Annotated in this window: 5 protein-coding genes and 2 pseudogenes; 6 read left to right on the forward strand and 1 reads right to left on the reverse strand. The window is 60.3% G+C overall.

The window, feature by feature from the left end; all coding sequences use genetic code 11:
- Complete coding sequence (locus tag FA04_RS29735) at positions 1-939, forward strand: XdhC family protein (RefSeq protein WP_051659227.1); 939 nt, start codon at positions 1-3, stop codon at positions 937-939.
- A 147-nt stretch (positions 940-1086) separates the two neighbouring features.
- Positions 1087-2793: an adenylate/guanylate cyclase domain-containing protein gene (locus FA04_RS29740; RefSeq protein ID WP_034791891.1), complete on the forward strand. Its 1707-nt coding sequence runs from the start codon at positions 1087-1089 to the stop codon at positions 2791-2793.
- Positions 2794-3049: 256 nt separating this feature from the next.
- On the opposite strand, the gene FA04_RS29745 is transcribed toward FA04_RS29740, so the two are convergent.
- On the reverse strand, positions 3050-7201 hold the full coding sequence (locus FA04_RS29745; protein WP_082936607.1) for a PAS domain-containing protein: 4152 nt from the start codon (positions 7199-7201) through the stop codon (positions 3050-3052).
- A 353-nt stretch (positions 7202-7554) separates the two neighbouring features.
- Between FA04_RS29745 and FA04_RS29750 the strand changes: the two genes are divergently transcribed.
- The 4 genes and pseudogenes from FA04_RS29750 to FA04_RS29760 all read left to right on the forward strand — a co-directional run bounded on the left by FA04_RS29750 (position 7555) and on the right by FA04_RS29760 (position 12335).
- On the forward strand, positions 7555-10560 hold the full coding sequence (locus tag FA04_RS29750) for a PAS domain-containing protein (RefSeq protein WP_082936643.1): 3006 nt from the start codon (positions 7555-7557) through the stop codon (positions 10558-10560).
- Positions 10557-11189 (forward strand): annotated as a pseudogene (locus FA04_RS36120) (response regulator transcription factor); the annotation flags it as partial. The gene FA04_RS29750 and the pseudogene FA04_RS36120, both read left to right, overlap by 4 nt.
- 45 nt (positions 11190-11234) lie before the next feature.
- A pseudogene (locus FA04_RS36125) lies at positions 11235-11591 on the forward strand (response regulator); the annotation flags it as partial.
- 105 nt (positions 11592-11696) lie between these two features.
- Complete coding sequence (locus tag FA04_RS29760; RefSeq protein WP_034791758.1) at positions 11697-12335, forward strand: response regulator transcription factor; 639 nt, start codon at positions 11697-11699, stop codon at positions 12333-12335.
- Positions 12336-12486 lie beyond the last annotated feature (151 nt).

Consider the following 12486-nt stretch of genomic DNA (forward strand, 5'->3'; position numbering starts at 1 on the left):
ATGACGATCCGCATCGCCGCCGATCCGGAAACGCTTTCGCCAGAACCGCGCGCTGCCTTCCTGTCGGACGATGCAATCGAAGTACTGTCTTTCGCCGCTCGATCGCTCGAAGAGGGGCAGTCAACGGCCCTCATCACGCTCGTCGAAATTCGTGGCGGCGCTGCGCGCGCCCTCGGCGCGCAAATGGTCGTGCGCAGTGACGGTCTCTATTGCGGTTTCGTCTCCGGTGGTTGCACCGAAGCGGCCGTGGCCGCCGAAACCATCACCGCTCTTGGAAAAGGCCTTGATCGCACGCTTCGACTTGGCGAAGGGTCCCCGTTTTTTGATATTGTCCTGCCCTGTGGCGGCGGCATTACCCTTGCGATCCATGTATTGGCGGACGCGGCCATCTTGCGCCAGGCGCTTTCCACCCTCCAACGTCGCTCGCCGGTGGGTCTACGCTATCATCCTGGCAAGCGCGCCCTTTCGCTGCAGCACGGCAGCGAGGCAAGCGGCTGGTACGGCGAGAGTTTTGTGCGCGCCTACCGGCCGAGGCCGCGGGTCATCCTCGCCGGCACTCCGCTCGAGATCGATGCGGTTGCCCGCGTTGCTGTTGCGGCCGGCTACGAGACAGTCGTGCTCGAGCGCGGGCAAGTGCCTTTGCCTGACGAACTAGACGGCGACACCGCCGTCGCGCTCCTCTTCCACGATGTTGATCGCGAGTTGCCGCTGCTTGATGCAGCGCTGACGTCGAATGCATTTTACATCGGCGCCCTTGGCAGCCGCCGGACCCATGCGAAACGCTGCCAGCTCCTGCGTGATTACAGGGGAGATGAGCGTCTGCTTTCTCGCATCAAGGCGCCGATCGGCCTTTTCGACAAGGCGAGGGATGCACGTTCACTCGCGGTCTCGGTCGTGGCCGATATCGCACACGCGCGCCTGCGGCTCGACTGGATGTAGGTCTCCCAGCCGAAGACAAAGGGCGCCGATAAAGTCGCTCAATCCTCGATGGAGGCGGAGGTCGCCTGGCATTACCTCTTGCGACTTGTTGACTCACTCGCGGTTGAACAATACCTTACGAGCTCGGTCGTTAGGCTTGTCCTCAACATGACGGATCAATCTCTTCAGCGTCGCCTTGCCGCCATCGTGGTTGCCGATGTGGTGGGATATTCACGCCTGATGGAGGCTGATGAAGTCGCAACGCTGGCGGACCTTAGGAAACTCCGTTCTGGCGTTATCGAGCCGGCTGCGGTGCGTTACAAGGGTCGCATCTTCAAGGTCATGGGCGACGGATTCTTAATCGAATTCGGTAGCGCAGTGGACGCGGTCGCAGCAGCTTTGGAAATGCAACGGGCCACCACTCTTGTTGAAGCTTCCGCAGACCGGCGCCTGCTTTTGCGTGTAGGGGTCAACCTGGGAGATGTCATCGACGACGGTTCAGACGTCTTGGGCGACGGTGTCAATGTCGCGGCGCGCCTAGAGACGCTGGCCGCACCGGGAGGTATCTGCATTTCAGCCAAAGTTCACGGCGAGATCGTCGGCAAGATCGGCGACCGCTTCTTTGATGCAGGCGAACGCTACCTAAAGAATCTGGCTCGCCCGGTCCACGTGTGGCATTGGCCGGATGCGCTGCAGAGGATATTGCCGCTGCCCGAATGTCCCTCGATCGCTGTATTGCCGTTCACGAATACGAGTGGGGATGAAGCGGACGCGCCTTTCGTCGACGGCTTGACCGAAGACCTGATCACCGACCTTTCCCGTACAGCCGGCCTGTTCGTCATCGCGCGCAATTCCGTCTACGGCTACAAGGGCAAGCCAGTCGACGTACGGCTCGTCGCTCAGGATCTCGGCGTCCGCTACGTCCTCGAGGGGAGCGCCAGACGCGCCATGGGCCGTGTCCGCATCAATGCACAATTGATCGACGCGATCGGCGGCCAGCACTTGTGGGCCGACCGGTTTGACAGGACGGTGGAAGATGTTTTCGAACTACAGGATGAAGTTAACGCCAAGATTGTTGAAGCCCTCATCGGCCGACTGACCATCCCGACGCAGCGCAATCGGCCGAAGAATTTTGAGGCGTACGATCTGTGTGTGCGCGCCCGCCTGCTGACGGAAGAGTCGCCGCAAACTGCGCGTGAGGCTTATGTGTTGCTCCAGCGCGCGGTTGAGCTGGAGCCATCATATGCCGAGGCGCTCGGTCTGCTCGCCTATAATCGTTGGCTGGCCTGGACTCACTTCGGCGAGCCCGAAGATCCTAACCGTCAGATGGCGGTGACGTTCGCGCAGAAGGCCGTCGACCTGGATCCCAACGATGCCGGCTGCCGTTACGTTCTGGGGACTATTTTAGCTTATGAGCGGCGATGGGAGGAATCAGAAGCCGCCTTCGCCAAGGCCCTGGAGCTAGACCCCAACCACGCCGACACCTGGGCCGCCATGTCGGACATGTCCGTGCTGGACGGCAGGGTTACCGACGGACTGGCACAGATCGAAAAAGCTCTGCGGCTCAATCCCTATCCAGCCTGCTGGTATCTTTGTCATCTTGGGCAGGCGCAATACGCCGCGCGTGACTATGAGGCGGCAACGGCTACACTGCGCAGGAAAGACACGTATCGTACCAACTCACGCAAATTCCTGGCTGCGACGCTTGCGCAATTGGGCCACCTTGAGGAGGCGCGGCGAGAAGCAGAATTGTTCCTGATCGCCCACCCTCATTTCACGATCGGCCATTGGCTCGGCTCCCAGCCGCTGCGCGATGCATCTGTCCGGGACCACTTTGCAGACGGCTTCCGAAAGGCTGGTCTACCGGAGATGTGACAGCGGGGAGGATGGGCAATCAGCCTGCGGGCAACCTCATCCTTTTGACTAGCGACATTATCAATGCGCCCATCGCGCACGGCGGCGTGTCGACCAGGACAGACGGTCGCTTTGGCAGTTACTGGCCTTGTGCGGACAGCGGACGCCTTACCGCTACTGGAATTGCATGCGAACGCTATCGGCTGGCGGCGGTGAAGACCATAGCGTGCACCATACGCGACTGAGATCGTTTGGAGGTAGTCCTATACGGCAATCATCATGCCGTTAGGTTGGATTCAATCGGCAGTGTGAAAACAAACGTCGATCCTTGGGGCTCGTTCTTTTGTGCCCACAGGCGTCCGCTGTGGGACTCGACGATCGACCGGCAGATCGCCAATCCCATGCCCATGCCGTCGTTTTTCGTGGTGAAGAAAGGTTCGAATATTCTGTCGAGGTTTTGGACCCCCGTGCCGCAATCGCTCACGGCGATGCGGATTGCGTCTTCGATACGCGTCGCATGCAGGCTGACGATGCGCCGATCCGCCGTGGATGTCATCGCTTCTATGCCGTTTCGGATCAGGTTGACCAGTATCTGCTGAAGTTGCACGCGATCGATAGCGACCGGAGGAAGGTCGCTTTCGACGTCAAGCTGGATGCGAACGCGCCGCCGCATGGCTTCTTCGACCAAAAGGTTGCGCACTTCGGCAATGACGCTGTCCACCGTTGTGCTCATCCCGGGCTCCACGGATCTCGTGAACAACGCGCGGATGCGGCTCACGACGTCTGCGGCAGCATTTGCGTCGCGCGTGATGCGTTCTACCGTCCTTTGCGCTCGCGCAAGGTTTGGCGGCTCAGCAGAAAGCCAGCGTTGGCATGCATGGGAATTTGTCACGATCGCTGCCAACGGCTGGTTCACCTCATGGGCGATCGAGGCGGAAAGCTCGGCGAGGCTGGCGGCCTGAGACGCACGCGCAAGACCATCGCGCGCAGCCCGCAGATCCTCCTGGGCCCGAACTTCGCTGTCGATGTCGATGCAAATGACGTTCCATTGTGCGATCAGTCCATCGGCGTCCCTCATGGGCGCTGCCCGGGTCTCCACCCAGCGATACTCTCCGTCCGACCGGCGAAGTCGATGCTTCTGCGCATACGGCGTACCGGTGGACAAGGCATGGCCGCAGTTCTCATGGACCTGAGGCATATCGTCGGGATGGACGGCAGCACCAAGCGGGCCTGACGGTCGTGCTTCTCCCGATCCATCGGGCGCTTCCAACTTGTATCCCAGATACTCGCGAAGCTGTTCGCTGCGGTAGACAGGATCACCGTTCGGGTCGGTGCATTCGACCATCGCAGGCAAGGTTTCAATGAGTTGACGAAGCGAGCGCTCGCGTTCACGCAAGACCTGTTCGACGCGGAGCTGATCGTCGATGTCGTGACAAATGCCGAACCATTGCAGGATCTGGCCGTTGGCGTCCCGCAAGGGAGCGCCGCGGCCCGACATCCAGCGATAGACGCCGTCGCAACGGCGCAGCCGGTAGGTCAAGGAGAAGTTTTCGCCGGTGGCAAAGGCCTCTCTCAGCGTGGCATCCATCTTCGCTGCGTCGTCCGGGTGAAGCGCGGCTGTAATCGCAGCGGGGAGAACGCTGCCCGATCCCCGATAGTCCTTCACGTCATGTCCGAGGAACTCGATCAGGCTCTTGCTGAAGAAGACCGGGTCCCCATCCGAGTTTAACCGCCAGAGTGGGCTCGGCACCATGTCGACCAGTTGCGAGAGTTCGCGCTCCCGATCGAAGAGCTGTTGTTGGACACGCACTTCATCGTCGACATCAATGGCAACGGCATACCACTGCACGATCGTCCCGTTTTGATCGCGCAGTGGCTCGCAGCGTCCGTCGACCCATCGGTACGCCCCGTCGGCGCGCAGCATGCGATATCTGTTTGAGAAGGGTTCACCGGTGGAGAAGCCGTGCGTGGCGTTCTCCCGTACGGATGCGATATCGTCCGGATGGACGACAGAACGCATCATCGCGCCCGCGCGGGTCGTTCCCGGCTTGTCCACGTCGATGGCATCGAATCCGAGGAAGTCTACCAACCGCTTGTTCAGAAAGCTGAGTTCACCGCCGGCGGTCTGCCGGGCTATGAAGGCCGGTACCATATCGACGAGCAGGGACAACTCGCGCTCGCGATCGTACAATGCGTTTTGAGCACGCATCTGATCGTCGATATCGAGCGAAACGCCATACCATTCCTCGATCTCTCCTTCCTGATTGCGGCGAGGTTCGACCCGGCATTCCACCCAGCGATATCCGCTTTCAATTTCAAGCCAACGAAATCGCAACGTTGCGCCGCTACCGGTCTTGAAACATCTTTGCAGCATGTCTCCGACCGCTGCGGCGTCGTCGGGATGGATCAGCTTCTGAAGCAGACTTTCGATACTCTGCTCTCCGTGCGCCTCGAAGCTTGCGACAACCGAGCGGAAGCGGTCCCTGAACTGTTTGTTGAAGTAGACCGAGCCGGTCGATGGCGTCGCGCTCCAAATGCGGACCGGCACTGCGTCGATCATCCGTTGAAGCTGACTCTGACTGCGGCGCAATGCGTCCTCGGCGTGCGTCAGATCATCGATGTCATGGCACATGCCGTACCATTGGACGATATTCCCGGAGTGATCCCGCATTGGCTCTGCTCGGCTCGACATCCAGCGAAAGACGCCGTCGGCCCGGCGCAGGCGATATCGCATGGCAAAGGCTTCGCCGGTTTCGAGGCAATGGCGAAGCAGATCGACGAACGCGCCTGCCTCGGCGGGATGTACGGAGGCTTCGACCATGGCTGCAAGCCGGGTTTTTCCCGGCTTGTCCGTGTCACAAATGTCCAGGCCGAGAAAGTCGACCATGCGCTTGTTGAAGAAGGTGGGCTCGCCATCCGGCGTCAAGCGCCAGACGTGGCTTGGAACCATGTTGACAAGCTGCAGCAGCTCCTGCTCCCGTTCGCGCAGTGCAGCCTGAGCGCTCACTGCGTCTTCGATGTCGACGGAAACGCCGTACCACTGCAGAATCGTTCCGGCTTCGTCACGCAAGGGCGCCGCCCGGCTCTCGACCCATCGATGGGGACCGATTGCCCGCCGCTGACGGTACCTTCCTTCAAAGGTCGTGCCCGCTTCGAACGCGCGTTTCAGCGCTTCGTCGGTGGCAATACGGTCATCCGGGTGAATGTCCGTCAAGGACCGCTTGCCATTGGCTGCAATCAGATCCGTCAACGCCAACCCGGTCGTGTCGGTGGCCCACTTGTTGAGGTAGCTCGGCGTTCCGTCAGGCGTGGCGCTCCAGATGAGAGCCGGAACGGCGTCGGTCAAGCGTTGCAGCCGCAGTTCACTTTGACGGGCGGTGAGCAACGCCAGTTGGTGCTGCCTGGAAATGGCTGCGACGACAAGCGCCGAGAATGCGGAAATCACGAGGAAGAGCTGCAGCATGACCTGCTGTTGCCTTTGCGATCCGGCGTCACCGATAAACTGGCTGTCTCCGGATATCGTGAGCGCCATCGTAATCAGTGTCAGGAGCGTCAAGGCGACGGCAGCGCCTCGAAATTCGAAACGTGCGGCCGCCCAAAGCAGAAACGGCAAAATGATGTAGGGCGAGGGAAAGAAGCGAGCGCTTAAGGAAAGCGCAGCAACGCCGAGGAAGATGAAACAGAGAACGGCAGCCTCCGTCCAGTGTGCCACGGACAGGCCGGTTTCTCCGCGCCAGGAGCGCACGAGGACCAGTACCAGGGGCGCCACCAGCAGGATGCCCGTTGCATCTCCGATCCAGAATAGTGGCCACACTGATGCGAATGTCTGGGACTTCACGCCGAACCAGGCAAGGGTTGCACTCCCGACGGTCGCGCTTGCGAGGGGCGCTACTCCCGCACCCAAAACAACGAAAGCGAGGACTTGTTGAAGGGTTTCCAGCCGGATGGGACGGCCAGTGGCGCTGCTGAGCAGCATCGCTCCGGCGGAAGCGCAGAGTGCATTGCCGGCGAAGATCAAGAAACCTGCAGGAAGCGGGCTGTGAAACCACACGAGCTGGGCAAACATCTCGGCAAGGCAGCCGCTGATTATCCACCATGGCCAGCTGTGGGGAGACGTGAGGATGAGTGTCGCCATGAACACGCCGCCGGGAGGCCAGATCGAGACGGTGATGCCCGGGACGATGGCGAGGACATTCGCAAATCCGCAGCCCAGAACGTAAGCGGCGAAGAACGCGACGAGATGCAAAAGCTGCGGTCGGCTTGATCGGAACCGCCGCCAGTGGGAAGCTCGCTCGAGGGACGGTCGTTCGGTGGGCGCGCGCCGCAACGCGCTTCCCGCAGGCCCCAGCGACGTTCGATCGAGCCCTTGCACCGGATGATCGACCGTCTCTGGATGGCTGTCGCCAATTGCTCTAGAAGCTGATTCCATCGGCTGCTCCGATCGGACAGAGAAAGCCTGGGCACCGTGGGGCCCACCAAGGCACTGTAATCGAAGTCTGGCGGGGCGAACCAGCCATTCCTCTAACCCTATCGCAATCACGGCCATGCCACAGCCTATGGAAGTCTATGAGAAGACGTGCTGCCAGGCGAGGCCGGATGCTCCTCTTCGCCTATGCTCAAGTACAGCTTAGAATAGACCGCACAGTTGTCATAGATTTCCATAGGATGCGGGCGGGACGCGGCGAGAATAGGATGGGCGGACAGTTTGCGCAGTCCGAATCTCGAGAACAACTGCTATGCAGAGCGCTGATAGTGGCTTTCCTCGTCCTGCAGGAGAAGGCAATGACGAAGGCGTTCGATTCACCTGACGAAATCGGGCTGGAGACAATGCAGGCGGTGCGGATCATCGAAAGCGTGGTCGGAAACGCCTGGGCGGCGAATTCGGCCGGCCAGATCGTTTGCGTCAGCCCTGCGGTGCTGTCGCGGTTGGCCTTGACGCTCGAGGAGTTCAGCTCCCAGTCGGACGGTGGTCCGCTGGGATGGCGACGAATGATCCATCCGGATGATTACGAGCGGTCAATGGCGCTCTGGCGCTGGTGCCTTGAAACCGGACAGCACTTCAACATCGAACACCGAACTCTGCGCGCAAGCGGCGCTTACGGTTGGAGCCGATCATCTGCTCAGCCCTTGCGTGAGGGTGAGGATGATATCGTTGGCTGGTACGGTGCGATCATCGACATCGAAACGTCCGCCGCCGCGGCTCGCTTTGTCGATACGACGGAGGCGGCCGTACAGGAATTGCCAAGCTCATTGAGCGGAATTCACCCCGACGACCGAACTGCAGCGGCGCATGCAGCTGCGCGTGCATTCTGGACGGGCGTTCCGCAAGTCACGAGGCACAGACGGCGCCAGCCCGACGGCAAGTATCGGTGGACGGAAACCCGCGCCGAGCCCGGATACAGCGTCAGCGTCGATATCGATGAGTTGGTGACGGATCGCGAGCCTCGCATGGTTGCGGCATCCGATAGCGCTGGCGAACCAGAACCACTACGGTCTGCGAGAGCTGTCGAGAGCATATTTGGCAATGGCTGGGCGTTCGATGCGCGCGGACGCTGGATTTACCTGCATCCATTCGCGCAGAACTCGCTCGGCGTCACGCCGGAGCAACTGAACATTTCCGTTGACCAAGGTCACACGGCCTGGAAGCAATTGCTGCATCCGGACGATTACGAGCGGACCGCAGCGGTATGGAATCGTTGCCTGGAAACGGGGGATGACTTCAACGTCGAGTTTCGCTTCCGCCGCGTATCGGGAAGTTATGTCTGGGCCAGAACTGCCGCCCGGGCCGCCCGCGACGCTCGAGGCCGTATCCTGGGTTGGTTCGGCATCGCGCTCGACATCGATGTTTACAAGAAGACCGTCGAGGCGTTGCGTGGCCGAGAGCTGGAACTCTCGCAGCTTGTTGACATGGTCCCGGTTCACATTCGCCGACTAGGCCCCAACGGCGAACCGACCTTTTTCAACAAGCGCCTGCTTGATTTTTATGGGTGGAAAGATCTTGCGCAGTTGGAAACACCGGCTGGCAGCCGGCTGGCGACGGCGATGGAAATGCTCGTGCATCCGGACGATTCCGCGCGCCTCCTGGAAGCGGTCCGCCATTCTGTTGCGACCGGCGAATCCTACGGAATGAAGTACCGTTTGCGCCGCTCGGACGGCGTCTATCGTTGGGTTGACGGACGCGCGGTGCCGCTGATCGACGGGGAAGGGGCGATCGTAAACTGGTATGCGATCTCGATCGACATCGATGACGAGATGCGTGCGCAGAACGCGTTGCGCGACCGCGAAAGGGAACTTCTGCAGCTTGTCGACATCGTTCCCAGTCTGCTTTGGCGCCTGAACCGTCAGGGTGAGCCAACGTTTTTCAACAAGCGGCTGATGTGCTTTCTAGGTCTCGACGCTGCCAATTCCGAACAACGAGACCCGGGCCGCCTGGCGTCCGCCTTCAGAGCCTCCGTGCACCCGGACGATGCTTCAGGCCTCGAGGAGGCATTGAGCCGGTCTGTCGCCACCGGTGAGAACTTCTCAAAGCGGTTTCGCCTGCGCCGGTCGGATGGCGTCTATCGGTGGGTTGAAAGCAATGCAGAACCCTTACGCGACGATAGCGGGCAAATCGTGCAATGGTACGGGCTGTCACATGATATCGACGACCAATTGCGCGTGGAAGATGCGCTGCGTGAACGGGAGCGGTCATTGTGGCAACTGGTTGAGACGTTGCCGGCGATGATCGACTGCTCAGCACCAAACGGCGAGCCCGTCTATCGCAGCCAACAGTTGCGGGAGTTTCTCGGGTATAGTCTTGAAGACCTGGACGGAACGGGGAAGTCCCGGCTGGACGCAACGCTTGATGCCGGGGTACATCCCGACGATGTCGCAGGCGTGAAGGAGAGGTATGCCCATTCCCTGGCCACCGGCGAACCCTACGCGCGCAAGCATCGCCTACGCAGGTTTGACGGCGCTTATCGGTGGGTCGAGACCAGAGCGGCCGCCATGCGCAATCTGGAGGGTGCGATCGTCCAATGGAACGTGATTTGCCTTGATATCGATGGCGAGGTTCAGGCTGAGAACGAATTGCGCCTTGCGCAAGAGAGACTTTCCAGAGCCAGTCAGTCGGCGAGCCTGGCCGAGCTTTCGGCGTCAATCGCCCACGAGGTGAACCAACCATTGGCAGCGATCGTGGCCAATTCCAATGCCTGTCACCGTTGGTTGCTGGCCGACCCACCCAATCTCGAGCGGGCAAAGATAACTGCCGAACGCATTATCCGTGACGCCAACGCCGCCGCGGAAGTCGTAAGCCGCATCCGCGCCCTGTTCAAGCAGCGTGTCGAGCCGCAGAGCGATAGCGATCTCGTGAGCGCAATCGCCGAAGCTGTTCATCTCATCGCGGAGGAGGCTATTCGCCGTCGCGTTCGGGTCGACGTCGATATCGAGAAAACCCTTCCCTATGTTGCGGTGGACCAGGTGCATATTCAACAGGTTCTGGTGAACCTCATTCGCAACGGCATGGATGCGATGGAGGCTGTGGTCCGCGACCGCGTCGTTCGGGTCCAGGTCCGTCGCGTGGGGGATTTCGTCGCGACGGAGGTCAGCGACATTGGCACGGGGGTCGAGTTTCCGGAACGAATATTCGAATCCTTCTTTACGACGAAAGTGAACGGAATGGGGATGGGCCTGGCAATTTGTCGTTCGATCATCGAGTCGCACGGGGGGCGGTTGTGGGTGCAAAACAATGAAACCAATGGCGCAACCTTCACGTTTACCTTGCCGATCGAAGTGGAAGCAGCGGCATGACGAACGAGGAATACACAGTCTTCGTCGTCGATGACGACAATCGGATCCGCGAGGCACTGTGCGAGCTCTTGGCCTCACACGGCATCCAGGCGATCGCCTTCGGTTCGGCCGGAGACTATGTCAATTCGCAAAAGCCGGATGGGCCCGCCTGCCTGCTTCTGGATATCGAGTTGCCGGACATCAACGGGCTGGATCTTCAAAGCGAAATAGCCAAAGGGGAGCATCCGCCGATCGTGTTCATAACCGGTCACGGAGACATTCGTTCGTCGGTGCGGGCCATAAAGGATGGTGCGGTCGATTTCCTGACCAAACCGTTTACCGACGCGGATTTGATGGCCGCCATTCATGCGGCCATTGCCGAGGACGAGAAAAGACGGGCCGAGCGGGCCGAGTTCGGAAAGCTGAAGCGACGCTATCTTGACCTGACACCGCGCGAACGGGAGGTGCTGCCGCTGGTCATAAGCGGCCTGCTCAACAAGCAGGCGGCTGCGGAACTCGGCATCAGCGAGGTGACCCTGCAGATCCACCGGCGAAATGTGATGCAGAAGATGAAGGCAGGCTCGTTTGCCGACCTCGTGCGCATCGCCGAACGTTTGAAGATACCTGTTACCCATGCCCGCAAGACAGGCGTGAAATCGATGGCTTTGCCGCATCGGCAGGTCGTCGCGATCGTTGACGACGATCCGAGATTGCTGGAGTCCCTGGAGGATCTGTTGGAGTCGGCCGGTTACTCGGCTCGCAGCTTCTCGTCTGGCCGATCGCTGCTTTCCGCTGGGCTCCCGGGTCTGGATGCGCTCATTACGGACATAGGGATGCCGGGAATGGACGGGTTCGAACTGAGGGACCTGGTCAAGACGAAAGAGCCGGACCTTCCTGTTTTCCTGATGACCGGCCGGCACGAGATCGCCGATCAGTTGAGTGTGCGCGACCGGACGAGCTGCTTCAGAAAACCCTTCGACGCGCAGGTTCTGCTGGCCACGCTGGCCGCCGCATTGGGTGACCGGGACGTAGAGGGAAACGATGAAACTTGAGATGCCGCTCGAGCCGACGGTCGTTTCGCACGCGCACCGTCAAAGCGAACGCCCGCTCGTCGTGATCGTCAATGATGCATGCGGGACGAAACAGAGGCCAATCTGATGCAACACGCTCAAACCAAGACGGAAGAGCCTGCGGAACCGATCGTCTACGTCGTCGACGACGACGAGGCCATGAGGGAGGCGCTGCTCGATTTGTTCATGGTGACCCAAAAACGAGTGACTGCGTTCTCGAACGGGCCTGAGTTTTTGGAGACGGCAGACATCCGGGCGCCCGGTTGCCTTGTTCTTGATTTCAACATGCCAGGGGGCACGGGTCTGGACCTCCAGGAGCATCTTTCTCTTGCTGGTAGTCGCCTGCCGGTGATCTTTCTGACGGGGCATGCAGATGTCCCGACCAGCGTAAAGGCGATGAAGGCTGGCGCCATGGACTTCATCACCAAGCCGTTCGCCGATCACGATCTGCTTGAGGCGGTGGAGCGTGCCATTAAGCTCGACGCCGAGCGCCGCAAGGTCGAGGCGGAACGCGACCGGATCCGGGCGCTGGCAGATACTCTTTCTCCTCGCGAGCAGGAAGTGATGTTTGCAGTCGTGAGTGGCCTGATGAACAAGCAGGTCGCCTACCAGTTCGGCATCAGCGAAATGACCGTGAAGCTCCATCGGATGAGCGTCATGCGCAAGATGCAGAGCCGTTCGCTGGCAGATCTCGTGCGAAAGACAGAACAGCTACGACGGAATTGAGCAACTCACAGGCCTGCAGGAATCCGGAGTTATGGAGCAACTGCCACCAATGGCCGCTTTTAGGCCCGAAGCGGACATCCGGCGATAATCGCTTGAGACTGGAGCTTGCTTTCCACGAACACAGGAGTTCAGCGTGCGGAACCGCGGCCAA

This window comes from Ensifer adhaerens, assembly GCF_000697965.2.
GTDB classification, from domain to species: domain Bacteria; phylum Pseudomonadota; class Alphaproteobacteria; order Rhizobiales; family Rhizobiaceae; genus Ensifer; species Ensifer adhaerens.